General features: G+C 71.6%; 21 protein-coding genes and 1 pseudogene. 12 read left to right on the top strand and 10 right to left on the bottom strand.

What is annotated here, in order from left to right:
* Positions 1-5: 5 nt before the first annotated feature.
* Together ABTX78_RS01495 and ABTX78_RS01490 are read right to left on the bottom strand one after the other, a co-directional pair.
* Positions 6-1,346 (bottom strand): 6-phospho-beta-glucosidase, encoded by a 1,341-nt coding sequence (locus tag ABTX78_RS01495; RefSeq protein ID WP_352204772.1) that lies wholly within the window; start codon positions 1,344-1,346, stop codon positions 6-8.
* Positions 1,343-2,155 (bottom strand): DeoR/GlpR family DNA-binding transcription regulator, encoded by an 813-nt coding sequence (locus ABTX78_RS01490; protein ID WP_352204771.1) that lies wholly within the window; start codon positions 2,153-2,155, stop codon positions 1,343-1,345. Before ABTX78_RS01490 ends, ABTX78_RS01495 begins: the two co-directional genes overlap by 4 nt.
* 63 nt (positions 2,156-2,218) lie before the next feature.
* On the opposite strand from ABTX78_RS01490, the gene ABTX78_RS01485 reads away from it, so the two are divergent.
* From ABTX78_RS01485 to ABTX78_RS01465, 5 genes are read left to right on the top strand one after another with little or no spacing between them, the layout of a single operon-like run.
* Complete coding sequence (locus tag ABTX78_RS01485) at positions 2,219-3,235, top strand: PfkB family carbohydrate kinase (RefSeq protein ID WP_352204770.1); 1,017 nt, start codon at positions 2,219-2,221, stop codon at positions 3,233-3,235.
* Between the two features lie 42 nt (positions 3,236-3,277).
* On the top strand, positions 3,278-4,561 hold the full coding sequence (locus tag ABTX78_RS01480) for an ABC transporter substrate-binding protein (protein ID WP_352204769.1): 1,284 nt from the start codon (positions 3,278-3,280) through the stop codon (positions 4,559-4,561).
* Positions 4,558-5,526 carry a carbohydrate ABC transporter permease gene (locus tag ABTX78_RS01475; RefSeq protein WP_352204768.1) on the top strand — a complete coding sequence of 323 codons (969 nt, stop codon included), beginning with the start codon at positions 4,558-4,560 and terminating at the stop codon, positions 5,524-5,526. The genes ABTX78_RS01480 and ABTX78_RS01475 overlap by 4 nt, the downstream gene beginning before the upstream one ends.
* Before the next feature lie 12 nt (positions 5,527-5,538).
* On the top strand, positions 5,539-6,384 hold the full coding sequence (locus ABTX78_RS01470) for a carbohydrate ABC transporter permease (RefSeq protein ID WP_352204767.1): 846 nt from the start codon (positions 5,539-5,541) through the stop codon (positions 6,382-6,384).
* Entirely contained in the window at positions 6,384-9,314 is a 2,931-nt protein-coding gene (locus ABTX78_RS01465) for a glycoside hydrolase family 2 TIM barrel-domain containing protein (protein WP_352204766.1), read from the top strand. The genes ABTX78_RS01470 and ABTX78_RS01465 overlap by 1 nt, the downstream gene beginning before the upstream one ends.
* On the opposite strand, the gene ABTX78_RS01460 is transcribed toward ABTX78_RS01465, so the two are convergent.
* Positions 9,281-9,880, bottom strand: coding sequence for a putative glycolipid-binding domain-containing protein (locus ABTX78_RS01460; protein ID WP_352204765.1), 600 nt, complete (start codon positions 9,878-9,880; stop codon positions 9,281-9,283). The two genes, ABTX78_RS01465 and ABTX78_RS01460, sit on opposite strands and share 34 nt — an antisense overlap.
* 124 nt (positions 9,881-10,004) lie before the next feature.
* Here ABTX78_RS01460 and ABTX78_RS01455 point away from each other — a divergent pair, with 124 nt between their 5' ends.
* Entirely contained in the window at positions 10,005-11,234 is a 1,230-nt protein-coding gene (locus ABTX78_RS01455) for an LmeA family phospholipid-binding protein (RefSeq protein ID WP_352204764.1), read from the top strand.
* Positions 11,235-11,432: 198 nt separating this feature from the next.
* Here the strand turns inward: ABTX78_RS01455 and meaB are convergent, their stop codons facing one another.
* The 3 genes from meaB to ABTX78_RS01440 are packed head-to-tail and all read right to left on the bottom strand — an operon-like array spanning position 11,433 to position 16,514.
* Positions 11,433-12,425: a methylmalonyl Co-A mutase-associated GTPase MeaB gene (meaB, locus tag ABTX78_RS01450; protein WP_352204763.1), complete on the bottom strand. Its 993-nt coding sequence runs from the start codon at positions 12,423-12,425 to the stop codon at positions 11,433-11,435.
* 4 nt (positions 12,426-12,429) lie between these two features.
* Entirely contained in the window at positions 12,430-14,631 is a 2,202-nt protein-coding gene (gene scpA / locus ABTX78_RS01445; protein ID WP_352204762.1) for a methylmalonyl-CoA mutase, read from the bottom strand.
* Positions 14,631-16,514, bottom strand: a complete 1,884-nt coding sequence (locus ABTX78_RS01440) for a methylmalonyl-CoA mutase family protein (protein ID WP_352204761.1) — start codon at positions 16,512-16,514, stop codon at positions 14,631-14,633. Before ABTX78_RS01440 ends, scpA begins: the two co-directional genes overlap by 1 nt.
* Positions 16,515-16,789: 275 nt before the next feature.
* On the opposite strand from ABTX78_RS01440, the gene ABTX78_RS01435 reads away from it, so the two are divergent.
* The gene (locus tag ABTX78_RS01435) at positions 16,790-17,161 is read left to right on the top strand and encodes a VOC family protein (RefSeq protein WP_352204760.1); all 372 of its coding nucleotides are present in this window, start codon (positions 16,790-16,792) and stop codon (positions 17,159-17,161) included.
* A 62-nt stretch (positions 17,162-17,223) separates the two neighbouring features.
* Here ABTX78_RS01435 and ABTX78_RS01430 read toward each other — a convergent pair whose 3' ends face one another.
* Together ABTX78_RS01430 and ABTX78_RS01425 are read right to left on the bottom strand one after the other, a co-directional pair.
* Positions 17,224-17,691, bottom strand: coding sequence for a PaaI family thioesterase (locus tag ABTX78_RS01430; RefSeq protein WP_352204759.1), 468 nt, complete (start codon positions 17,689-17,691; stop codon positions 17,224-17,226).
* 157 nt (positions 17,692-17,848) lie between these two features.
* Positions 17,849-18,535 (bottom strand): DUF2848 domain-containing protein, encoded by a 687-nt coding sequence (locus ABTX78_RS01425; protein ID WP_352204758.1) that lies wholly within the window; start codon positions 18,533-18,535, stop codon positions 17,849-17,851.
* A gap of 121 nt (positions 18,536-18,656) precedes the next feature.
* Here ABTX78_RS01425 and ABTX78_RS01420 point away from each other — a divergent pair, with 121 nt between their 5' ends.
* The gene (locus tag ABTX78_RS01420) at positions 18,657-20,027 is read left to right on the top strand and encodes an MFS transporter (protein WP_352204757.1); all 1,371 of its coding nucleotides are present in this window, start codon (positions 18,657-18,659) and stop codon (positions 20,025-20,027) included.
* Positions 20,028-20,053: 26 nt separating this feature from the next.
* Positions 20,054-20,851, top strand: a complete 798-nt coding sequence (locus tag ABTX78_RS01415) for a carbon-nitrogen hydrolase family protein (protein WP_352204756.1) — start codon at positions 20,054-20,056, stop codon at positions 20,849-20,851.
* 52 nt (positions 20,852-20,903) lie between these two features.
* On the opposite strand, the gene ABTX78_RS01410 is transcribed toward ABTX78_RS01415, so the two are convergent.
* The gene (locus tag ABTX78_RS01410) at positions 20,904-21,530 is read right to left on the bottom strand and encodes a GntR family transcriptional regulator (RefSeq protein WP_352204755.1); all 627 of its coding nucleotides are present in this window, start codon (positions 21,528-21,530) and stop codon (positions 20,904-20,906) included.
* Between the two features lie 100 nt (positions 21,531-21,630).
* On the opposite strand from ABTX78_RS01410, the pseudogene ABTX78_RS01405 reads away from it, so the two are divergent.
* Positions 21,631-22,262 (top strand): annotated as a pseudogene (locus ABTX78_RS01405) (DUF6629 family protein).
* Here the strand turns inward: ABTX78_RS01405 and ABTX78_RS01400 are convergent.
* Entirely contained in the window at positions 22,229-23,806 is a 1,578-nt protein-coding gene (locus ABTX78_RS01400; protein ID WP_352204754.1) for an MFS transporter, read from the bottom strand. The pseudogene ABTX78_RS01405 and the gene ABTX78_RS01400 sit on opposite strands and share 34 nt — an antisense overlap.
* A 214-nt stretch (positions 23,807-24,020) precedes the next feature.
* Between ABTX78_RS01400 and ABTX78_RS01395 the strand changes: the two genes are divergently transcribed.
* Together ABTX78_RS01395 and ABTX78_RS01390 are read left to right on the top strand one after the other, a co-directional pair.
* Positions 24,021-24,182 (top strand): hypothetical protein, encoded by a 162-nt coding sequence (locus ABTX78_RS01395; RefSeq protein WP_352204753.1) that lies wholly within the window; start codon positions 24,021-24,023, stop codon positions 24,180-24,182.
* Positions 24,183-24,296: 114 nt separating this feature from the next.
* Complete coding sequence (locus ABTX78_RS01390) at positions 24,297-24,596, top strand: hypothetical protein (protein ID WP_352204752.1); 300 nt, start codon at positions 24,297-24,299, stop codon at positions 24,594-24,596.
* Positions 24,597-25,475 lie beyond the last annotated feature (879 nt).

The following is a 25,475-nucleotide window of genomic DNA, read 5'->3' as shown; positions in this document are numbered from 1 at the left end:
GGCTCCTACGTCAGATACGCGAGTGCGGGATGGGCGCCGGTGTATCCGTCGACGAGACGGCGGGCGACGGTCACGGAGTCGACCAGGGGATGCAGGGCGAAGGCTTTGACGGCAGCCGCCCGTGACCCGCTGTCGGCCGCGGCCAGCACTTCACGTTCCACCGCCTTGACCGAGAGGACAAGACCCGTGGCGTGGGCGGGCAGTGGACTGACCGAGACCGGATGCGCGCCGTTCGCGTCGACGAAGCAGGGGACTTCGACGACGGCGTCCGCGTCCAGCACGGACAGGGTCGTCCGGTTGCGGACGTTGAGGATCAGCGTGGTGCCCTGGTTGTGCGCGATGGCCCGCATCAGGGCGAGCGCCACCTGCTCGTAGCCGCCCGACTCCAGATCGCTCGCGTCCCGCTCACCTGCCCCGGCGGCCTCGCGGTTGTGCGCCATGTACGTCGCCTCGCGTTCGGCGCGCGTACGGTCCCAGGTCTCCAGGGCGGGCGCGTCCGGGCGTTCCATCTCCGCGTAGAAACGGGCCTGTTGCTCGTGCAGGAACGCACCGCGGGTCTGCCGCGCCTCCTGGTACGCGCGCACCGCCTCGCGGTTGAAGTAGTAGTAGTGCAGATACTCGTTGGGGATCGCGCCGAGGGACTGGAGCCAGTCGGGGCCGAAGAGCTTGCCCTCCTCGAAGGAGCCGAGCAGCTCGGTGTCGGCGAGCAGCCGGGGCAGCTCGTCGCGGCCCTCGATGCGCAGTCCGCGCAGCCACCCGAGGTGATTGAGGCCGACGTAGTCGATCCAGGCGGTGTCCGGGTCGGCGCCCAGGGCGCGCGCCACACGTCTGCCGAGGCCCACCGGTGAGTCGCAGATGCCGATGACCCGGTCGCCCAGATGACGGGCCATGGCCTCGGTGACCAGCCCCGCCGGGTTGGTGAAGTTGATGACCCAGGCGTCCGGCGCGAGCCTCGCCACCCGGCGCGCGATGTCGAGGGCCACCGGAACCGTCCGCAGGCCGTACGCGATGCCGCCGGCTCCGACGGTCTCCTGGCCGAGGACTCCCTCGGCGAGGGCGATGCGTTCGTCGGCGGCGCGGCCCTCCAGGCCGCCGACCCGGATGGCGGAGAAGACGAAGTCGGCCCCGCGCAGCGCCTCGTCGAGGTCCGTGGTGACGGTGACCCGTGGTGCGTCCGGCACTGCGGCCGCCTGATCGGCCAGAACCCGCGCGATGGCGGTGAGCCTGCCCGCGTCCAGGTCGTGCAGGACGACATCGGTGACCCGGCCCGCGGCGTGGTCGCCGAGCAGGGCGCCGTAGACGAGCGGCAGACGGAAGCCCCCACCGCCGAGGATCGTGAGCCTCATACCTCCACCACCTTCACTCCTGCCTCGTCGAAGGCGGCGCCGGTCGCCGGATCCGCGGGGGCGTTGGTCACCACGGTGTCGAGTGCGTCCGGGCCGCACACCCTGGCCATGCCGGTGCCGGGGAACTTGCCCGCGTCGGCCAGCAGGACCACCGTGTCGGCGGCCGCGATCATCGCCCGCTTGACCGGGACCTCGACGACGGTGGTGTCCATGACGTGGCCGTTCGGGCGGATGCCGCTCGTGCCGAGGAAGAGCCAGTCCGCGTGCAGCTGGCGCAGATTGTCCTCGGTGAGGAAGCCGACCAGGGAGCGGTACTCCCGGCGGACCATGCCGCCGAGCAGTATCAGCTCGATGCCGGTGTCGTCGGCCAGCTCCTCGTACACCACCAGATTGCTGGTGATCACGGTGAGCCGGCGGCCGCGCAACTGCCGGGCCAGACGGTAGGCCGTGGTGCCGATGTCGAGGAGCACGGACTGCCCGTCCTCGATCAGCGCGGCCGCGCGGACCGCTATGGCGTCCTTCTCCGGCACCCGGATCTCCGCGACCTCGGCGAAGGGCTGATCGCCCTCGTCCACGGCGGCCCCGCCGTGGACGCGGGTGAGCAGACCCTCCTCCTCCAGCTTGACCAGGTCCCGCCGGACGGTGGCGGCGCTCACGCCCAGCTGCTCGGACAGGTCGGTTACGGCTGCGGGGCCGCCTGATCTCAGGGCCCGCAGGATGAGTTGATGTCGTCGCTCAGCCAGCACACCGGGCACGCTACTCGTCAATCTCAAGCATTTCCATGCATCTTCATGCTCGACTCTTGCCAATTCTGTTCATCGGGCGCACGATCCTGTGCACAGCTTGCAGGTCTTTGACGAGAGGGCGGGCCCGTGGATGAGGAGCCGAGGGTCGATGTCCTGCTGACCGGCCTGCTCTTCCACGACATCGTGCTCACCGGACTCGGCAAGCCGCCCACTCCGGGGGAGGAGATCTGGACCCGCGGCATGGGCTGCGGCCCGGGCGGGATCGCCAACCTCGCCGTGGCGGCCGCCCGCTACGGCCTCACCACCTCGCTCGCCACCGTCTTCGGCGACGACCTCTACGGCAGACAGCTCAGGGAGATCCTCGCCGGACAGGAGGGCGTCGACCTCACCGGCTCCCATACGGCCGAGGGTTGGGACACACCGGTCACCGTCTCCCTCGCCCACGGCCACGACCGCGCCCTGGTCACCCACGGCACACCGCCCCCCTACACCCAGGACCAGCTGCTGCCCGACCCGCCGCCCGCCCGTACGGCCCTCGTGCACCTCGCGGCCGAACCCCAGGAGTGGCTCGGCAAGGCCGCCGCCTCCGGCACCCTGCTCTTCGCCGACATCGGCTGGGACCCCAGCGAACAGTGGTCCGGCGAGCTGCTGGAACGGCTCTCCCTGTGCCACGCCTTCCTGCCCAACGACACCGAGGCCATGAGCTACACCCGCACCGGCAGCCCGGCCGCCGCGCTCGGTGCGCTCGCCGACCTGACCCCCGTCGCCGTGATCACCCGCGGACGCGAAGGCGCGCTCGCAGTCGACCAGCTCACCGGGGAGTACGCCGAGGTCCCGGCCCTCGACATCGTTGCCATCGACGCCACCGGAGCCGGCGACGTCTTCGGGGCGAGCTTCGTCGCCGCGAGCCTCGGCGGCTGGCCGCTCGCCGACCGGCTGCGCTTCGCCACCCTCGCCGCGGGCCTCTCCGTCCAGCGGCACACCGGCGCGCACGCCGCCCCCGGCTGGCACGGCATCGCCCACTGGTGGCACACCACCGGTGCGCACACCCCCGGGCTCTCGCGCGACTACGCCTTCCTGGCCGACCGGCTGCCCGCCGACCCCGGCCCTGCCCCGCACGAAGCCCCCGGCACCCCCCGCTGAGCATCCGTCCGGACACACCGACCCCGAAAGGCGGTAGGAGCAGTGCACCTCTCCCGAAGAGGGCTGCTGCGCGCAGGGCTGGCCTCCACGGCCGCCGCCGCGCTCGGCTCCACCGCGGCAGGCTGCGCCGTCCCCCGCGGCTCCACCGGCCGCACCATGACCCTCTGGTACTGGTCCGGAGGACTGAGCGAGAAGGTCGTGGCCGACGCCGAGCGCCGCTTCACCGACGTCTCGCTCAAGCCCGTCCGGATCGGCGGCTACTACCGCTCCAAGCTGATGACCACGATGACCGGGCAGGCATACATCCCCGACATCGCGGGCCTGCGGGGCGAGGACATGGCGTCCTACCTCCCGAACGCCGACCAGTTCGTGGACCTGCGCACCCTCGGCGCCGAGACGTTCAAGGACCAGTACCTGCCCTGGAAATGGGACGCCGGCACCGCGCCCGACGGCCGCCTGATCGGCTTCCCGATCGACGCCGGGCCCGTCGGGCAGTTCTACCGCGCCGACACCTTCGAGGCGGCCGGACTGCCCACCGACCCCGCCGAGGTGTCCGCCCGGACCTCGACCTGGGAGGAGTACTTCGCGACCGGCGAGACGCTGCAGAAGAAGATCGAGGGCGCGTACTGGGTCGTCGACATCATCGCCGTGTACAACTACGCGATCGGCCAGGGCACCCGGCGCTTCGTCGACGAGAACCGCCACTTCATCGGCGACGGGGAACATGTCCGCCGCGCCTGGGACCTGGCGCTCGAAGCCCGCCGCCGCGGCCTCGTCTCCCCGATGCTCTCCGGCACCCCCGACGCCATCGCCGCCACCGAGAAGGGACTGCTGCCCGACCAGCTCGGCGCCTCCTGGGTCGGCGGCGACCTGAAGCTCAACCTGCCGAAGACCAAAGGGACATGGCGCGTCGCCCAGATGCCCGGCGGGCCCGCCAACGACGGCGGCTCGTTCCTGTCCATCACCCGGGCGTGCCGCGAGCGCGAGCAGGCCTTCGAGATCATCACCTGGCTCCTCGGGGCCGACAACCAGACGCGGGGCTTCGTCGACGCCGGCCTCTTCCCCTCCACCCCGGCGTCGTACCGGCAGAAGGCGATGCTCGACCCCGACCCCTTCTTCGGCGGCCAGCGCACGGTCGACGTCTTCGGACCGGCCGCCGAGAAGATCCCCGTCGCCTACAACAGCCCGTACGACGTGGCCCTGGGCCAGCCCATCAGGGACGAACTGACCCGTGTCTCGCAGGCGGGCAAGGATCCGAAGCGGGCCTGGAAGGACGCCATGAAGACCTGCCGCCGCACAGCCGACCACCTGGGGGTGAGCGTGTGACCACCGCGACCGCCCTCGACCGGACGACCGCGAGGCGGCGTACCCCGCCCGAGCGGCCGCCGCGCTCCAAGGCCCGCTCGGTGCTCCGGCACTGGCGGCTGTATGCCGCGATATCGCCGTTCTACCTGATCTTCCTGGCGTTCGGCCTGATCCCCGTCGGCTTCTCGCTGTACCTCTCGTTCCACCGCTGGGACGGCCTCGGCTCCATGGAGTTCGCCGGCCTCGCCCAGTACCGCTATCTGCTCTCCGACACGCAGTTCTGGAACGCGCTGGGCAACACCCTCGTGATCTGGGCGATGGCGACCTTCCCCATGCTCTTCCTTGCGCTGCTCGTCGCCGTGATGATCAACTCCGCGAAGCGGATGACGAGTTTCTACCGCTTCGCGTTCTTCGTGCCGAACGTCACTTCGGTCGTGGCCGTCGCCATCGTCTTCGGCTCGGTCTTCTCCACCAACTTCGGCCTCGTCAACGCCGTACTCCAGGGACTCGGCCTGCACCCGGTCGCCTGGCTCCAGACACCGTGGAGCATCAAGGTCGCCATCGCCGCCCTGATGAGCTGGCAGTGGGTCGGCTACAACGCCATCATCTTCCTAGCGGGCCTCCAGACCATCCCCGGCGAGCTCTACGAGGCGGCCCGGGTCGACGGTGCCAACCCCGTGCAGACCTTCTTGCGGATCACCGTCCCGCTGATGCGCCCCGTCATCCTCTTCACCCTGGTCGTCTCCACCGTCACCGGACTCCAGTCCTTCTCCGAGCCGCAGGTGCTGCTGTCCACCACGTCCAACACCTCGACCTTCGCGGGCGGCCCCGACAACGCGGGCCAGACGATGGTCCTCTACTTCTTCCAGCAGAGTTTCGACAACAACGACTTCGGCTACGGCGCCGCCGTCGCCTGGGGCATCTTCCTCGTCGTCGTCATCTTCTCGATCGTCAACTGGCGCCTGGTCGCGCGCAGGGAAAAGTAGGAGGGGCCCGCCGTGCACCGCGACAAGGCCGCCAAGGGCGCCCGCGCCTCGGGAGTCGCCCTCCACGGATCACTGCTCATCGGCGTGATCCTCTCGCTGCTGCCGTTCTACTGGGCGATCGTCATGTCGACGCACACGTCCAGCGAGATCTTCCAGTACCCGCCGAAACTGCTGCCCGGTTCGCACTTCGCCGAGAACGTCCGCAACCTCTTCGACAACATCGACTTCTTCGGCTCGATGCTCAACTCGCTGATCGTCGCCGGATCCGTGACCGTGCTGGTGCTGTTCTTCGACTCACTGGCCGCCTTCGTCTTCGCCAAGTTCGCCTTCCCCGGCCGCCGGGCGCTGTTCGTGATCATGATGGGCATCTTCATGGTGCCGGCCCAGCTCCAGGCCATCCCGCAGTTCGTCATCATGGCGAAGCTGGGCTGGATCGGGTCGCTGACCGCACTCGTCGTCCCCGCCGCCGCCAACGCCTTCGGCATCTTCTGGATGCGCCAGTACATGAAGGGAGCGATCCACGACGAACTGATGGACGCCTCCCGGCTGGACGGCTGCGGATTCCTGCGCCAGTACTGGCACGTGGCACTGCCGGTGGTGCGGCCGGGACTCGCCTTCCTCGGCATCTTCACCTTCATGTCACAGTGGAACGACTACGCGTGGCCACTGATCTCCCTCGTCAACCCCGACAACGTGACCCTCCAGGTCGCCCTGTCCCAGCTCAACAGCGTGCACGGCAACACCGACTACGGCATGGTCATGGCCGGTGCGGTCCTCGCGCTGATCCCGCTGCTCATCATCTTCCTGATCGGTGCCCGACAGATGATCGCCGACCTGGCCAAGGGAGCCATCCGCTGATGCTGCCGCTCCGTCCGTGGGAATCGCCCGAGATCACCTCCTGGCGCCGGCTGCCGATGCACGCCGTGGACCGCCGCCCCGGCAGCATCGGCCTCGACGGCACCTGGCGCTTCCAGTTGCTGCCCGCCCCCGACGCCCCGCCGGCCGACCACTGGGCGACCCTGGAGGTCCCCGGCGCCTGGACCATGCAGGACGCCGGCGGGCCCGATCTGCCCCACTACACCAATGTGACGATGCCGTGGCCGCACCATCCGCCCGCGTCGCCCGCGGCCAACCCCACCGGCGTCCACGAGCGTGACATCGACATTCCCGCCGACTGGGCGGGCCGCAGGATCGTCCTCCAGGTCGGTGCCGCGGAGAGTGTGCTGATCGTCGAGGTCGACGGACAGGCCGTCGGTATCGGCAAGGACTCCCACCTGGCGAGCGAGTTCGACCTCACCGACGTGGTGCGCCCCGGGGAGCGCAACACCCTGCGGCTCACCGTCGTGAAGTGGTCCGACAGCTCCCACATCGAGGACCAGGACCAGTGGTGGCACGGCGGCATCACCCGCTCCGTCCTGCTCTACGCCACCGATCCGCTGTACCTCGCCGACGTGGCGGTACGGGCCGGCCGCGACGGCGCGCTGCGGGTCGACTGCCAGGTGCGCCGGAGCGGCGGAGCGCTGCCACGGGGCTGGTTCGTCAGCGGGGAGCTGGAGGGCTGGGGTGAACTCGCCCAGGACACCGCCTTCGACGCGGCGAACCGCAACGACGAGCGCGTCTCGGAATTCCTCGGCGAGGCGCGGCTGAGCGCCACGGTCACCGGCGTACGCCCGTGGTCGGCCGAGACACCCGAACTCCACCGGCTGACCGTGCGGCTCCACCGGGCCGACGGCACCGTCGCCGACCGCTCGCAGCACCGCGTCGGCTTCCGCGACATCGAGATCCGCGGCCGCGACCTGCTCATCAACGGCGAGCGCGTGTTCATCCGCGGAGTCAACCGCCACGACTTCCATCCGCTCACCGGCCGCACCCTCACCGTGGAGGAGATGCGCGCCGACCTGACGACGGTGAAGCGCTTCGGCTTCAACGCGGTACGCACCTCCCACTACCCGAACGACCCCGCGCTGCTCGACCTCGCCGACGAACTCGGCCTGTACGTCGTGGACGAGGCCGACATCGAGAGCCACGACCACGCCCACGAGATCGCCGACGACCCGCGCTATCTGCCCGCCTTCGTCGACCGTGTCTCCCGCATGGTGCTGCGCGACAGGAACCATCCGAGCGTCGTCGTCTGGTCCCTCGGCAACGAGAGCGACTACGGTGCCAACCACGACGCCGCCGCCGGCTGGCTGCGCCGCCACGACCCCACGCGCCCTCTCCAGTACGAGGGAGCCGCCAAGACGGACTGGTCGTCGACCGGGATCGCCGGCGACATCGTCTGCCCCATGTACGCCTCGCTCGACGAGATCGTCGCGCACGCGCGCTCCGGCACCCAGACCAAACCGCTGATCCTGTGCGAGTACTCGCACGCCATGGGCAACAGCAACGGCACCCTCGCCGACCACTGGGCCGCCATCGAGACCACGCCCGGCCTCCAGGGCGGCTTCATCTGGGAGCTGTGGGACCACGGCATCCTCCAGCGTCTGTCCGACGGCCGCCCCGCCGGACGGGCCGGGGCCGGTGCGTACGCGGACGGGGTGGCGGGCGAGGGCCACCGCTGGGCGTACGGCGGCGACTTCGGCGACACCCCGAACGACGGCGCCTTCTGTGCGGACGGGCTGCTCTTCCCCGACCGCACGCCCAAGCCGGCGATGTACGAGCACCGCGAACTCGCCGCGCCCGTACGGCTGTCGTACGACGGCCGCACGGTCACCGTCCACAACCACCAGCACTTCCGCGACCTGTCCTGGCTGACGGGGGAGTGGCTGCTGTCCTGCGAGGACGCGGGCGGGTCGAACGCTCCGGCCGCGCTGCCGGCCGTGCTGCCCGGCTGCTCCGCCGAACTCCCTGTGCCGCCCGAACTGATGGCCGCGCTGCCCGCCGAGGGCGGGGAGACCTGGCTGACGCTGCGGGTCACCACGGCCGGCGACGAACCCTGGGCGGCGCGCGGTACCGAGATCTGCACCCCCCAGATCCGGCTCCGCGAGCGCGCACCATTCGCCACGGCCACCACCCCCGCGCCCGGTCGCATCGAGGTCGACGACGACGGGCTGCTCCTGCACCCCCTGCTCACCGCACCACCCACGCTGAACCTGTGGCGCGCGCCGACCGACAACGATCTGCTCGGCGGAGCCGCGGACCTGTGGCGCGAACTCGGCCTGAACACCCTGGTCCGCAAGCCGCTGTCGGTGAGCGGTGCGGGCGCGAAGGTGTCGGTGCGCTCGGCGTACGACACCGGTGCCGGGACCGTCGTGCACGAGCAGATCCTCACGCCGGTCCGGGACGGGCTGCTCATCGAGGAGCGGGCGGTGCTGCCGGACGGCCTGTCCGACGTAGCCCGCGTCGGCTCGGTCTTCGAGACGGTCGCGGGGCTGGACCGGATCGAGTGGTACGGGCAGGGCCCCTGGGAGTCCTACCCCGACCGCTGCTCGGCTCCGGTCGGGCGGTACGGCGCGGACGTCGACGCGCTGTTCACCCCGTACCTGCGGCCCCAGGAGAGCGGAGGCCGCCACGGCGTCCGCGGTTTCACCCTGCGGCCCGCGGACGGCGGGCAGGGCCTCGCGGTCCGGCTGGACAGCCCACGGCAGGTGGGAGTGGGGCGCTACCGGGACCAGGACCTCGCCGAAGCCGCCCACCACGACGAGCTGGTGCCGCGGTCCTGCCCCGTGGTTCGCATCGACGCGGCCCATCGCGGCCTCGGCACGGCCTCCTGCGGGCCCGACACCCTGCCGCCGTACCTCGTGGGGGCCGGCACCTACACCTGGTCGTGGGTACTGCGTTCGCTCTGACGCGCGCTCGTGCGGTACGCCAGTCCGGGGTAGTCCACGACGAATCCGTCCGCGTCGAACTCCACGTCGCGGCGGAAGCCCTCCGAGACGAACCGGACCCGCGCGCCGTGCTCCGAGGCGCCGAGGTGGGTGTAGGTCTGCGGCGAGGCGTGCACGGTGAGATCGGGTAGCGACACCCACGCCATCACCAGGCTCTGCTCACCCGCTGCGGCGTGCAGTCCATGACGCAGCACCGGCATGGTGTTGGTGAGCGGGCACAGCGCCAGATCACAGTCGAGCGCGCCGTCGAGCCCGGGCAGCGGCTCCCCGTCCGCCCGCCACACGCCGTCGCCGTCCCGCTTCAGCCCCAAGGCCCGCACCCCGTCGGCGGACTCGACCGTGACCCGCAGTTCGCGGGTCACGAGGCCGGTGTCGGTCTCCAGCTCGTACGAGATCCAGTACGGCTCGGGCACCATGCCGACGGCGCGGCCCCGGGCCCGCAGGTCCGAAGGCCCGAGTTCCACCCACGCCGTCTCGTATCCCTGGCTCCCAGTGACTTCCCACGTGAGAACGTGCGACGTGACCATGGACACAGATTATTCGTGTCGTGGGAGGTCCGGGCGCCGCCGCAGCGCCGATCTTTGTCTCAAACCCTTACGTAAGGGTGCTTGGACTTGCGTTCGAGGGTGGCCCGCATGGTGGGATGAGCCGATGCGACCCCCCACACGCATATCGACGCATTCGCGAAATCCGTACGAGGAACTCGCTCAACTGGCAGATCCGGAGCCCGACTACACCGACTACGTTCCGAGGGATCCGCTGGAGCTCGGACTGCGGTCCGACACCGACGACGAGGACGACTGGCAACCGCCCAACCACCGCGGCAGAAGCCGCTTCGCCGCACTGCCCGCCCTGGTGAAGCTGGTTCTGGTCACGGGTCTGTTCGCCGTCTGCCTGCTGCTCGCCGACCGGCTCGCCGAGGCGTACGCACAGAGCAAGGCCGCCGACAAGCTGCAGAAATCGCTCGGTCTCGCCACCCGGCCGGATGTGGACATCCACGGCTTCCCGTTCCTCACCCAGGTGCTCGGCGACCGGGTCGACCGCGTCGACGTCACTGTCCCGGACGTCTCCGCGGACCGGGTCTCGCTCGCGGAGGTACGGGCCAGTGTGCGCGACGTCCGTATCGTCGGCGACGCGCCCACCTCGATCCAGGGCGCGGTCATCGGCCGCCTCGACGGCGAGGTCCTGCTCTCTTTTGACGATCTCAATCGCGAACTCGGCGCTTCCCAGCTGACGTTCACGGGGAGCGGCGACGACGCCGTCCGGGTCAGCGGTGAACTCGCCGTCGCCGGACAGGACCTGAGCGTCCGGGCCCAGGCCCGGATCACCCGCGACAACGGCCGCGCCCTCACCACCACCATCGACGGCATGCAGCTCGACATCCCGGGCATCGCCGTCTACCGGCCGGGCAAGGACCCCGAACACTCCGGCCTGCGGCTGCACCGTGAGACAGCCGACCTCATCAGCCGCGAGGCCGCACGCGCCAAGGCGCTGCTCTCCGTACCGGCGATCGTCGAACGGCTCGGCGTCAGCGACGCGCAGGTGCGCCGGGCGCTGGCGAGCGAGAAGGAACTGAACCGGCTGACGGGCGCCCCGAAGTTCGCCGAGCAACTGATGAGGGTCAACCTCGTCGACGTGGTGGTCGCCCACCCGGAACTCCTGGAAAAGCTCGGCATCGACCCCGCCCTGGTCAAGGGCCTGCTCGCGCTCAAGCCCCCGGAGCTGTCGGAACGGCTCTCCCTTTCCTTCGAACTGCCCGCGTCGCTGCGTGAGTTGAGCCTTCAGGACATCAGGGTGGAGAAGGAGGGCATCAAGGCGCGGGTGGTCGGCTCGGGAATCCCGGTCGGAGAGGCGGGCGACCCGCAGGCGTCCGGGCGGTGAGACGACGCGGCGGGAGGCGGGAGCCTTCCGCCGCGCGGGGTCCATCGCTCCGGGGCCTGGCCCGCACCAGGGCGCTCACGCCCGCGCCCGCGAGTGCCACCCCGGCCCGGCGGCCGAGCCCGCCGCCCCGCCCGGCGGCCGAGCTCAATTCCAGGCCCGCGCCCGCGACCACCGCCCCGGCGCACGCCGGGACACGCCCTACGGCTGTGGTTTCCAGAACGCGTCCAGAATGCGTTCCGCCGCCAGCGTCGCCGTCAACCGGCCCTCCCGGACCTGCTGTTCGAGATCGGGCGCGAGCGCCCGTACCTCGGGGTGGGCGCGCAGCCGGTCGCGCAGGCCGTCGTGGACCATCGTCCATGCCCAGTCGATCTGCTGGGAACGCCGCTTCGCCGCGAGGCGTCCCGTCGAGTCCAGCAGCGAGCGGTGCTGCTCGATCCGTTCCCACACCGTGTCCAGGCCCGTGCCCTCGCGCGCGCTGCAGGACAGCACCGGGGGAGTCCACGCCGCGTCGGCGGGGTGCATCAGTCGCAGCGCGCCCGCGAGTTCACGTGCCGCGGAACGGGCGTCCCGCTCGTGCGGTCCGTCGGCCTTGTTCACCGTGATGACGTCGGCCAGCTCCAGCACACCCTTCTTGATGCCCTGGAGCTGGTCGCCGGTGCGGGCCAGCGTGAGCAGCAGGAAGGTGTCCACCATGTCGGCCACCGCGGTCTCCGACTGGCCCACGCCGACCGTCTCGACGAGCACCACGTCGTAGCCGGCCGCCTCCATCACGATCATGGTCTCGCGTGTCGCCTTGGCGACACCGCCCAGCGTGCCCGAGGTGGGGGAGGGCCGTACGAACGCCGCAGGGTCCGTCGACAGCCGCTCCATCCGCGTCTTGTCGCCGAGGATGGAGCCGCCGGTACGGCTGGACGACGGGTCGACGGCGAGGACCGCGACCCGGTGCCCGAGCCCGGTCAGCAGCGTCCCGAGCGCGTCGATGAAGGTGGACTTGCCGACCCCGGGCACTCCGCTGATCCCCACCCGCCGGGCCGTGCCGGCGTACGGCAGCAGCTCGGTGAGCAACTGCTGCGCCAGCGCCCGGTGATCGGCGCGGGTGGACTCCACGAGCGTGACGGCGCGCGCGATGTACGCCCGCGACCCCTCACGTACGCCCTTGACGTAACTGTCGATGTCGATCGTCGGTGGCATGAGCTCACAACTCGTGGCCGAGCGAGGCGCCCAGCGTCTTCACCAGGTCCTGCGCGGCGTCGGGGATGACCGTGCCGGGTGGGAAGACGGCTGCCGCGCCGGCCTCCAGCAGGGTCGGGACGTCCTGCGGGGGGATCACCCCGCCCACCACGATCATGATGTCCTCACGGCCCTCCGCGGCCAGTTCCTCCCGCAGCGCGGGCACCAGTGTCAGATGGCCCGCGGCGAGCGAGGAGACACCGACGATGTGGACGTCCGCCTCCACCGCCTGGCGGGCGACCTCGGCCGGCGTCTGGAACAGCGGGCCCACGTCCACGTCGAAGCCGAGGTCGGCGAAGGCCGTCGCGATCACCTTCTGGCCGCGGTCGTGGCCGTCCTGGCCCATCTTGGCCACCAGGATGCGCGGGCGACGGCCCTCGGCCTCCTCGAACTCCTCGACCAGCGTCCGGGTCCGCTCCACCGCCGGTGACGTCCCGGCCTCGTTTCGGTACACACCGGAGATCGTACGGATCTGCCCCGAGTGGCGCCCGTAGACCTTCTCCAGGGCGTCGGAGATCTCGCCGACGGTCGCCATGGCACGCGCCGCGTCGACCGCCAGGGCCAGCAGATTGCCCTCCAGACCCGCGCCCGGACCGGACTCGGCGGCCGCGGTGAGCGCCCGCAGCGCGTCCTGGCAGGCACCCTCGTCGCGCTCCGCGCGCAGCCGCCGCAGCTTTTCCACCTGCTGGGTGCGCACCGAGGAGTTGTCGACCTTGAGAACGTCGATCTCCTCGTCGGTCTCGACGCGGTACTTGTTGACGCCGATGACGGGCTGGCGTCCCGAGTCGATCCGGGCCTGCGTACGGGCGGCCGCCTCCTCGACGCGCAGCTTGGGGATGCCCGCGTCGATGGCCTGCGCCATGCCGCCGGCCGCCTCGACCTCCTCGATGTGCTGCCAGGCCCGCCGGGCGAGGTCGTGCGTGAGCTTCTCGACGTACGCGCTGCCGCCCCACGGGTCGATGACCCGGCAGGTACCGGACTCCTGCTGGAGCAGGAGCTGGGTGTTGCGGGCGATGCGCGCGGAGAAGTCCGTCGGCAGCGCCAGCGCCTCGTCGAGCGCGTTGGTGTGCAGGGACTGCGTGTGTCCCTGGGTGGCCGCCATGGCCTCCACACACGTACGCGTGACGTTGTTGAAGACGTCCTGCGCCGTCAGCGACCAGCCCGACGTCTGGCAATGGGTGCGCAGCGACAGCGACTTGGCGTTCTTCGGGTCGAACGTCTTGACCAGCTTCGCCCACAGCAGGCGCGCCGCCCGCAGCTTGGCGACCTCCATGAAGAAGTTCATGCCGATCGCCCAGAAGAACGACAGCCGGGGCGCGAAGGCGTCCACGTCGAGACCGGCGCCGATGCCCGCCCGCAGGTACTCCATGCCGTCGGCGAGGGTGTACGCGAGCTCCAGGTCGGCCGTGGCCCCGGCCTCCTGGATGTGATACCCGGAGATCGAGATGGAGTTGTACCGCGGCATCTTCTGCGAGGTGTAGGCGAAGATGTCCGAGATGATCCGCATCGAGGGCCGGGGCGGATAGATGTAGGTGTTGCGGACCATGAACTCCTTGAGGATGTCGTTCTGGATGGTCCCGGCCAGTTTCTCGGGCGGTACGCCCTGTTCCTCGGCGGCCACGATGTAGAGCGCCAGAACGGGCAGCACGGCACCGTTCATGGTCATCGACACACTCATCCTGTCCAGCGGAATGCCGTCGAACAGCTGGCGCATGTCGTAGATCGAGTCGATGGCCACACCGGCCATGCCGACATCGCCCGTCACCCGGGGGTGGTCACTGTCGTAGCCGCGGTGGGTCGGCAGGTCGAAGGCGACCGAGAGACCCTTCTGCCCGGCGGCGAGATTGCGCCGGTAGAAGGCGTTGGACTCCTCCGCGGTGGAGAAGCCGGCGTACTGACGGATCGTCCACGGCTGGTTGACGTACATCGTCGGGTACGGGCCGCGCAGATACGGCGCGATGCCCGGATAGGTGCCGAGGAAGTCCAGCCCCGCCAGATCCCCGCCGGTGTAGAGCGGCTTGACGGGAATGCCCTCCGGGGTGTCCCACACCAGGTCGGTGTCGCCCTTGCCGGTCGACTCCTTGACCGCCGTACGCCACTGGTCCTCGGAGACCTGCGACGTGCCGCCGGCCCCGAGTTCGATCTCCGTGAAGTCCGGGATCCGCATCACGCCACTCCGATCCGGTCGAGGACGGAGGTGAGGACGGCGACCGCGTCGCCGCCCGCGACGACGAACTCGTCGACCCCGGCCCGTTCGTACGTCTCACGCTGGTCGCCGGGACGCCCGGCGAGGAGGACAAGCCGCGCGCCTGCCGCCTTGAGTGCCTCCGCCACCGGCACCGCGTGCTCGGCGTAGAGGCTGTCGCTGGAGCAGACGCAGGCGATCTGCGCCCGGCTCGCGGCGAAGGCCCCGGCGGCCGTGGCCGCGTCGACCGACACCGGGTCGTGGACCGGTTCGACGCCGCCCGCCTGGAAGAGGTTGGCGGCGAAGCCCACCCGCGCGGTGTGGGCGGCCGCCGGGCCGATGGCCGCGACGAAGACACGCGGCCGGGCGCCGGTGGCGGCCAGATGGGCGTCCGAGCGGGCCCGAAGCGCCTCGAACGCCTCGTCGCGGCGCACGGTGGGAAGTCCGCCGGAGGGCGCGGCGGGCGCCGGGTCGCGCTCCACCGGTGCCTGGGCGAGCAGCGGGAACTCGCTCACGCCCGTGACCGGTTCGCGCCGCTCGGCCAGCGAGGCGCTGCGGCTCTCCCAGGTCGCGCCGATACGTTCGGCCACCAGGCCGGAGCGCAGCGCGGCGGGCAGCCCGCCGGCCCGCTCGATCTCCTGGAACCAGGTCCAGGCGGCCTGTGCGACCTCGTCGGTGAGCTGCTCCACGTACCAGGAGCCGCCGGCCGGGTCGATCACACGGGCCACGTGCGACTCCTCGACGAGGATGGTCGAGGTGTTGCGCGCGATACGGCGGGCGAACGCGTCGGGGAGACCGAGCGCGTGGTCGAAGGGGAGCACGGTCACCGCGTCGGCACCCCCGACCCCCGCGGCGAGCGAGGCGACCGTGGTGCGCAGCATGTTCACCCACGGGTCGCGCCGGGTCATCATCACCGGCGACGTCACCGCGTGCTGGCGCTGTGCGCCCGCGGAGCCGGCCCCGCACGCCTCGGCGACGCGCGCCCACACCCGGCGCGCCGCACGGAGCTTGGCCACGGTGAGGAACTGGTCGGCGGTTGCGGCGTACCGGAACTCCAGCTGAGCGCAGGCGGCTTCGACGGAGAGCCCGGCGGCGGTGAGTTCACGCAGCAGGGCGACACCGGTCGCCAGCGAGCAGCCGAGTTCCTGCGCGGCGGACGCGCCGGCCCCGTGGTACGGCAACGCGTCGACGGTCAGGGCGCGCAGCCCGGGCCGGGTCGTGTGGCACAACCGGGCCAGTTCGACGGCCGCGGCCGTCTGCCCTGCGAGGTCATCGTACGCACCGGTGCGCGCGGCATGCCCCAGGGGGTCGGCACCGAGGTTGCCCCGCACGGCCTCGGGAGCGATACCGCGCTCCTCGTGGATGCGCAGCAACTCCCTTGCCGCCGCCTCGAAATCGGCTCCGGCGTCGAGGACGACGGGAGCGAGGTCGAGGTAGACGTCCTTCAGGGCCGTCGCCATGCCGGAGACCGGGACACCGGCCGGCCCGACGGAGAGCCACAGGGAGGTGACGCCGTTCTCCAGGTCCGCGAGGACGGCCTCGTTCGTACGCTCCGGATCCGGGCGGTCGTGCCGCTGGCGCACGTCCCAGCCGGCCACCGCGCCGCCCTCGGGCCTGCCGCCCCGGGTGAAGGGGGCGAAACCGGGAAAGCCGGCGCCGTCGTACGCGGTGTCGACCGCGGTGTACAGAGGACGGGCGGAGATCCCGTCCTCGATGGCTGTGGACAGCGCGTCCTCTGCCGCCGTGTCCGCGGTGTCCTTGCCTGCCTTGCGCAGCACGCCGGCGACCAGTTGCTGCCACTGCTCGTGGGTGGCATCCGGGAATTCGGCGGCCAGTGAGAACCCGTCATCGGGGAGGACCGTCATGCTCAGATGCTAGGTCAAGCACACAACTGTGCAGCAGAGGAGAAGGCTGTGACCTTGCACTCTCCCGGCCGCTCTTGATCCTTCCCGGGCGATGCCCTATTTCCGCCGGGCCGTTCGACGTGCGGGAACATCCGTCCTGCGCGCATTTCGTGCCACGGTCGGCGGCGGCCGGGCCGGGGAGGGGGCGGCGCGCCGCGGACCGGGGACAGCCGGGTGCGCGGGTCCGGCGCCGGCCGTAGCGTGGACAGCACAGTCACAGGAAGGCGGAGCCCGCTATGACCGGTGAGATCTCCTTCTTCGAACTGGGCGTCGGCGACCCCGCCCAGGCCCGCGCGTTCTACGGTGGACTCTTCGGGTGGTCCTTCGAGGAGGGCACGACGGAGGGCGGCGGCTACGCCATCCGCACCCCGGACGTCCCTGGCGGTGTGCACGGCGGCGACCCCGGCGCCGGCCCGTACCTCTTCTTCCGCGTCGACGACATGCAGACCGCCCTGGCGCGGGTCGCCGAACTCGGAGGCAGTGTCGACGACTTCGACGTCGGCGGCGACGAGGAGACGGTCGCCCGTTTCGGCCGGTTCACGTTCTGCCGCGACGACCAGGGATCGCCCTTCGGGCTGCACGAACCTCCGAAGGGCGAGCCCGCCTGAAGCCCGCCCGGGGGACCGTGGCAGGTCCTCCGTAGGGACGGATGCGCTGCTGGCGGGGTCCGTCAGCGCGTCTCCTGTGTCCGGCGGACACTCCACTCGAAGCGCCCCCGGCAGACCACCTCTCCCGAGGCGTCGACGATCTCGGCGCGGGTGGTGAGCCGCGCGCGGGCACTCGCCCCGGACAGGACCGGCCGCAGCGCGAGCAACGCCTGATCGTCCAGCCGGCAGCCGGCGGTGAGCCGTCCCCGGGCCGGGGCGAGGAACTCCATCGAGGCGACCGCGCCCAGCGGGACGACGCCCGCGAACTCGTCCGGTTTCTCGGCGACGGCGATCATCGCGGCCAGCCCGGCGGCGTCGACGAGCGTGATGAGCCCGCTGGAGTGCAGGGAGCCGATCACGTTCGTCTGCGCCGCGGGCGTCGTCAGGGCGAGTTCCGCGGCGCCGTCGGCGGCGCTCAGCACCTCGAGACCGGCGGTGCGGTGCGCCGGGACCGGTTCGAGCAGCGAGCGGGCGAGCTGTGTTGCGTCCACCCGGCCAGCCTCTCCGGCCCAGGAGACGGGAGGGTGGACGGCCGGTCAACAACGGGTCATCCCCGGCTGTGTGCGTGTTCCCCGCCCATCGCTCAGGTGCGTCGCCCGGCCCTCGATCTGGCCCGTCGCCGGGTACGCCGCCCTCCCGTGCGCCCGCTCAGCCGATCGGCACCGGCAGGGGCACCACGTCGTACGCGAGGTCGATGACATCGCCGGTGGCCGGGTCGCCCAGTTCCACGCGCCAGCGGCCGGCGAACTGGTCCACGCCCTCGCGCATCGGGATCGTGCCCGAGATCAGCACCGTGCCCGGAACCAGATCGCCGCGTCCGCGCAGCACGTCCGCCCAGTAGGCCGGCGTCAGCAGCTCGGCCAGCGTGCCGTCCTGGATGAGGAACTCGTCGCCGTCGTGGGTCACCCAGGCCCGCAGGGTCAGCGTGTCGAGCCGGTCCTCGACGTCGGCCAGCCGCCAGGCCCGCCGGGCGAGGACATCGGGGCCCGCGTTCTTGCTCCAGGCCACGCCGTGCACCTCCAGCTCGCGGTCGGTGTGGTCGCAGGCGGCGGTCAGCAGCAGCTCGCCGTCACGGTCGACGATCAGCGCCCACTCCGCCTCGCCGGAGGTGCGCCCGTGCTGCGCGCCCACCTGAACGGTCTGCTGCGCCAGGTAGGCGGAGACCGGATACAGCGCCGGGGTCGTCGAGGGGGCGGGCACGCCCAGCTCGGCGAGCTCGGCCACATGGGCAGCCACGTCGTCCTGGCTGCGGCCGGCGTATCCGGCGTTGAGCACCTGGACGACGTCCACCTCCCGGGTCGATCCGTCGGGAAGTTCGAAGCTCAGCAGGGCCATGATCTCTCCATACCGGGGGAAGCGAAGCGGATGAATGTGCGCCGAGGGGTTGCGCATACGACCTGTATACAAGAAGTATGCCGGAAGGTCGACATCACGCCCTCGCACAAGGACGGAAACCGTGAAGCGCACCAGCACCAGCATCGACAAGCCCCGGGGCGGCAGGTCGGCGGTCCGCCGCGCCTTCTTCGCCAGCCTCACCGGTACCGCCCTGGAGTGGTACGACTTCGCCATCTACTCCGCGGCGGCGGCCCTGGTCTTCGGCGACCTCTTCTTCCCCTCGGGTGACCCCACGACCGGGACGCTGCTGGCCTTCTCCACCTACGCGGTCGGCTATGTCTCCCGCCCGCTCGGCGGCTTCGTCTTCGGCCGGCTCGGAGACGTGATCGGCCGCAAGAAGGTCCTGATCGCGACCCTCGTCCTGATCGGCGCCGCGACCCTGCTGATCGGCCTCCTGCCGACGTACGCCACGATCGGCGTGACGGCCCCGATCGTGCTGGTGCTGCTGCGCTTCGCCCAGGGTGTCGGCGTCGGCGGGGAATGGGGCGGTGCCGTACTGCTGTCCAGCGAGTTCGGCGATCCGCGCAAGCGCGGGTTCTACGCCTCGGCCGCCCAGATCGGTCCGCCGGCCGGAAACCTGCTGGCCAACGGTGTGCTCGCCGCCCTCGGCGTCCTGCTCACCGAGGACCAGTTCCTGTCCTGGGGCTGGCGCGTGGCCTTCCTGCTCTCCGGAGTCCTGGTCGGCTTCGGTCTGTGGATCCGGGCCAAGCTGGAGGAGACGCCGGTCTTCAAGGCGATGGAGGCCGAGCAGACCCGCCCGGAGGCGCCCATCAAGGAGGTCTTCGCGACCCATCCCCGCGCCCTGACCGCGGCGATCCTCAGCCGCGTCGCCCCCGACGTGCTCTACGCGCTCTTCACCGTCTTCGTGCTCACCTACGCGACTGGCGAACTGGGCATGTCGCGCGGCTCCGCCCTCGCCGCCGTCCTCATCGGCTCCTCGCTCCAGGTCGTCCTGATCCCGCTCGCCGGAGCCCTCTCGGACCGCGTCAACCGCCGCCTGGTGTACGGAGTGGCCGCCGCGGCGGCCGGTATCTGGCCCTTCCTCTTCTTCCCCATGATCGGCGGCGGCAGCTGGCCGCTGCTCGCGGTCGGAGTGGTCGTCGCGCTCGCGCTCCATTCACTGATGTACGGTCCGCAGGCGGCCTTCATCGCCGAGCAGTTCACCCCCCGACTCCGCTACACCGGCTCCTCGCTCGCCTACACCCTCGCGGGCGTGATCGGCGGCGCGGTCGCGCCCCTGCTGTTCACCGCGCTGCTCGACGCCTACGACAGCTGGATCCCGCTGGCCCTGTACGTCGCGGTGACCGCCGTCGTCACCGTCACCGGACTCCTCCTCGGCCGCGACGGCACCGACGACGAGGACGACGCACCGGTGGCCACGGAGCACACGGCGCCGGCCACCGGCCCGCGGGCCACGACCACCGCCGGCTGACCTCAGCACCCCCGGAAAGGACCCCCATGCGCATCGCCCTGAGCCAGATCACCACCGGCCCCGACCCGGCACAGAACCTTGCCGTCCTGCGGGAACAGGCTCACCGCGCGGCGGAGTCCGGCGCACGGGTCGTCGTCTTCCCCGAGGCCGCGATGGCCTGCTTCGGAACCCGCCTCGGCCCGCTCGCCGAACCGCTCGACGGGCCGTGGGCCACCGAGGTCCGGCAGATCGCCGAGGAGGCCGGACTGGTCGTGGTCGCCGGGATGTTCACACCGGCCGCCGACGGCAAGGTGACCAACACCCTGCTGGCCACGGGCGCCGGCGTCGAGGCGGCCTACGACAAGATCCATCTGTACGACGCCTTCGGCTTCGCCGAGTCCGACACCGTCGCCGCCGGATCGGAGGTGGTCACGATCGACGTCGACGGCCTTCGCATCGGACTGGCCACCTGCTACGACGTCCGGTTCCCCGAACTGTTCCGGGCGCACGCCGACGCCGGAGCCGTACTCACCCTGCTGCCCGCCTCCTGGGGGGACGGCCCCGGCAAGCGTGACCAGTGGGAACTGCTCACCCGTGCCCGGGCGCTCGACGCCACCCTCTGGGTCGCCGCCGTGGGCCAGGCGGACCCGGTCGCGTCCGGCGGGACGGTGACCTCGAAAGCGCCGACCGGGATCGGCCACAGCGCGGTCGTCGGCCCCGACGGGACCGTACGGCAGCGGCTCGAAGCCGGGCCGGGACTGCTGGTGGCGGACATCGACCCCGACGAGGTCGCGGCGGTACGCCGGGCCATTCCGGTCCTGGCCAACCGCAGGCTGCGCGCATAAGCGGGCCAGGCGGAGCGGGGCCCGGTCCTTCGGGATCGGGCCGCGCACGGTTCTAGCCCGCGAGGAGCACCTTGAGTGTCGTCTCCAGATGGGTGTCGATCGCGGCGCACGCCGCTTCTGCGTCACCGGAGGCGATCGCCGAGAGGATCGCCCGGTGCTCCTCCAGCACCGCCGCCTGGCGGCCGTGCTGGTTGAACAGGGCCACCACGCCGGCCCGGATCTGCCGGCTGCGGAGCCCGTCGTAGTGCCGGTCCAGCAGTGCGTTGCCGACCGCCGAGACGATCGTGGCGTGGAAGAGATGGTCCACGGCGATGAAGTCCCGGGCCTGGTCGGGTGTGCTCAACGTCCGCTGGCGCTCCAGGATTTCGGTCAGCTCCGGCAGCGGCGTACCACCGCGTGCGATGAGCTGCTCGGCCGCGTACCGCTCGACGATCCCGCGCAGTTCCATCAGTTCGGTGATCTCACGGCCCGTCAGCGGCACGACCTGGGCGCCGCGCTTGGGCACCAGGTGCACCAGGTCCTCGGCGGCGAGCAGGAGCAGCGCCTCCCGGATGGGAGTGCGGGAGACCCCGATGCGGTCGGCGAGGTCCTGCTCCGAGAGAAAGGTGCCCTGCATGTCGGGATCGGTGAGGACATGGTCCTTCAGATACGCGTACGCCTTGTCCCGGCCCGACGCCACGGCTACCCCCACTTGATTGCATACAACGGGTATACCGAAATTACCACGCGCTCCGTGGTCCGCGGGTACGAATGCGTCCCCCTCGGGTAACACCTACCCCATGTGCTGGAGTGCGACGGCGGACCTGGTGGCGGGCACCGGCATCGCCGCGATCGGCGTCGTCTGCGTGGCCCGGGTCCGTCGGGTCCGCGATCTGCGGCGCTGCCCCTGCTCCTCGGGGCACACCAGATCATCGAGTCACTCGTCTGGCGCAGCGGCGGCGGGTCGGGTGCGGCGACTTGCGCCTGGGCCGCCATCGATCTGCCCCTGCTGCCGCTGTGGGTACCGTTCGGAGTCCTGCTCACCGAGCCCGCCCAGGTGCGCAAGCGGCTCGCAGTCCCCGTCGCGGCCGGCCTCGCGACCGCCGCCGTACTCTCCTACTGCCTGGCCACGCGGACGGTCACGGCCGAGATCCGCGGCCACACCGTCGGGTATCTCCTCGATCTGCCGCGCTCGCCGCTGATCATCGCCGGCTACCTGCTGGCCACGGTCGGAGCGCTGCTCCTCGCCCGGGACCCGGCGCTGCGACTGCTCGGCATCGTGGCGGGGGTGGGCGCGGTGTTCTGCCTCCTGCTGTGGCGGGAGGAGTTCGTCTCCCCCTGGTGTGCGCTGGCCGCTGTCGCCTCGGTCATTCTGCTCGTCTGGGTGCGGCGGCGGTCTCAGCCTCCCGCGGCACCGCGCGTGGCCGTCTGAGAACCCCGTACGCCCGCGGCCCCGGCAGCACCGGCGGCGGCCTCGCCGTCGAGCGCGGGTCCGGCGCCCGGCTCGTCGCTGCGGGCGCGCAGGGTGAGCCGCCCCGGCGTCTTCTGCGTCGGCAGGAACGCGGCCAGCACCAGCCCGGCGAGCACCGCGCCGGTGGCGATCAGGAACGAGATCCGGAAACCGCTCATGCTCGGCACGAGCACATCGCCCATCGGGACGGCGGTGTGCGCGAGCACCATGCCGATCACGGCACTCGACACGGACGTGCCGATCGACCGCATCAGCGTGTTCAGGCCGTTCGCCGCGCCCGTCTCGGACGGGTCGACCGCGCCGGTGATCAGGGCGGGCAGGGACGAGTACGCGAGACCGATGCCGGCGCCGAGCACGACGGAGATGACGACGGTCTGCCAGGCGGCACTCATCAGGCCGAGACCGGCGCCGTAGCCGATCGCGATGACCAGCATGCCGAGCAGCAGGGTCGCCCTGGGCCCGCGCCGGGCGGAGATCCGTGCGTAGACCGGGGCGACGAACATCATCGTCAGACCCAGCGGCGCGACGCAGAGTCCCGCCACCACCATGGAGCGGCCGAGACCGTAGCCGGTCGACTCCGGCAGCTGGAGAAGTTGGGGAAGGACGAGCGAGACGGCGTAGAACGCGACGCCGACCATGATCGACGCCAGATTGGTGAGCAGCACCTCGCGCCGGGCGGTGGTCCGCAGATCCACCAGTGGGGCGGCGCTGCGCAGCTCCCACACGCCCCAGAGGAGCAGCACGACCACCGCGACGCCGAACAGACCCAGCGTCGTCGGGGAGCCCCAGCCCCAGTCGCCGCCCTTGGTGACCGGCAGCAGCAGGGACACCAGGCCGGCGCTCAGCCCGAAGGCCCCCACCAGGTCGAAGCCGCCCTTGGCGCGCAGCGAGGACTCCGGCACCACGAGCACCGTGAGCAGCATCGACAGTAGACCGAGACCCGCCGAGGCGAAGAAGAGCGTGTGCCAGTCGGTGTGCTCGGCGACGAGGGCCGCCGCGGGCAGGGCGAGGCCGCCGCCCACCCCGATCGACGAGCTCATCAGGGCCATCGCCGAACCGAGCCGCTCGCGTGGCAACTCGTCGCGCATGATGCCGATCCCCAGCGGTATCGCGCCCATGGCGAAGCCCTGGAGCGCGCGGCCGGCGATCATCGTGACCAGGTCGTCGGTGAAAGCGCAGATCAGCGAGCCGACGACCATGACCGCAAGGCTGGCGAGCAGCATCCGCCGCTTACCGTAGAGATCACCGAGCCGTCCCATGATCGGGGTGGCCACCGCACCGGCGAGCAGGGTGGCCGTCATCACCCAGGTCGCGTTGGCCGGGCTGGTGCTCAGCAGGACCGGCAGATCCTTGATGACGGGCACGAGCAGGGTCTGCATGACCGCGACGGTGATGCCGGCGAACGCGAGAACGGGCACGATGCCACGAATGCCCCGTCCCCCTGCGGCGGGCAGTCCGCCGCCCGGCTCGGCGCCTACCGGCTCTTCGGTTGTCGTGTGCGGCATGCGGGCGGCCTCCGGGGGCTGACTGGGTCCAGCGGTTCGCGCCATGTGCGGGGGAACAGCAACGTTCGCCCGGCCCCTGCCGGACGAACCTGGGTGTGCACTGGCGAGTCAAGTATGTGCACAGTGAACGTTTTCTTGTCCGGCCGTTATTCCGTGGGCATTCGGGTACCCGGCGGGCGCAGTGAGGTGCCGAGGACGACAAGGAGTTGAGCACATGCGCCGTCCACCGCGACACCGCGCGCCCGGGCGGGGCGGCGGGGACACGATGGAGAGGCGGCGCCGTGCGGTCCGGGTGACCGAGGACCCGGAGTTTTCCCTCTCCGACGCGGCACCGGCCCGGGCGGAGATCGAGCTGCCGGGGACGCGAGGTGCGTGATCGCTGTACCGCGGCCACCGCCTGCTTCGAGCGGGCGATGCGGACCGTCCGGCAGGCCGCCGCCCGCTGACCGTGCGACAGGCCGGCCGCCAGGCCGGGCAGAAAGGAAGGACCATGACGGACCGTCGGCAGGAGGATCCCGTGCAGAGCGATCACGAGCCCGACCAGCCCGTACCCCGCGACCCTCCCGACCAGCAGAACCTCGGCGGTGACGACGCGCTGGACATCCCTCGCGCCTCCTCCGACGAGACCGAGAACGAGGACGAGTCGGGCCGCCGGAGCGGCAGGAGCGACGACGACAAGGCCGATCGGAGCCTGCCGGACGCGGACGAGTCGGGCGCGGGCCGGACCGGAGAGCCGCGCAGCGGCTCCGTCCACCCCGAGCAGCCGGTCCCCGACGAGCCATCCGGCTGACCGGGCTCGCACCCCGCGCCGAGTCGGGCGAGCCTGGAGGGGCGCCACCCCTCCCGGCCCGCATCCACAGCCGCACCGGAGGAAGAGGAAAGCGAGAGGAATCCGATGGGCGTGTTCGAGCCGATCCGCAGCCGGGCCGTGTTCCGGCCGCTCACGGGATCGGATCCGCTCGGCAGGTGCCGGGCCGTGATCGAGGCTCGTGCCCGGCCAGCGCGCGACATCGCCGGACTCCTCGCCCTCGACGGCCCGGCCGGCGCGGGGCCGGTGGCTGTCTCCCGCTGGCTTGCCGCGACGGTGGACGACGTCGTCGGGGCCGCGAGGTTCGCCGGCACGCTGCGGGTGACCGAGCCGACATCGTCGATGGGCACGCGTGAGTGGGGGCCGGTGGCACGCGGGCCCGCGGCCGCGGGCGGGGCGAGGGTCCTGGGGCCGCGGGCCGAGGCGGCCGTCCTGGGCTCCGCGCCTGCCGCATGCACCGTCGTCGCCCTTACGGCCCGGTTCGCGGTCTACGCCGCGGGCCGGGCGGGGCATGCCGCCCGAGTCGCTGACATCCGCGCCGGCGCGGCGCCGCGCACGCCGGGACAGGCCCTGCCCCGTCACCGCGGCGACGACCGCCGTCGCTCCGCGCGGGGCCCGCAGCCCGGCCCCCGCCACGAGAACGCACCGATCTGGTCACCGACCCGGTGCGCAGCGCATCCCCGGGCCTTTGAACGGCGGCTCGGCAGGGTCGTCCTTCGGCGCGAGGATCGGCCAGGTGCCCAGCGGCGCCCTGCCTGCCGGCCCAACGCGGCCGGCACCGCCGGAGCCGTACAGCGTGCAGGGCGCACCGGAACTTCCGGTCGGCAGCTCAGCGCGGCCGGCACCGCCGGAGCCGTACCG

This window comes from Streptomyces sp. NPDC096193 (assembly GCF_040302905.1).
In the GTDB taxonomy this organism is placed as follows: domain Bacteria; phylum Actinomycetota; class Actinomycetes; order Streptomycetales; family Streptomycetaceae; genus Streptomyces.
The sequence above is the reverse complement of the archived record's forward strand: the minus strand, read 5'-3'. Positions and strand labels throughout refer to the sequence as shown.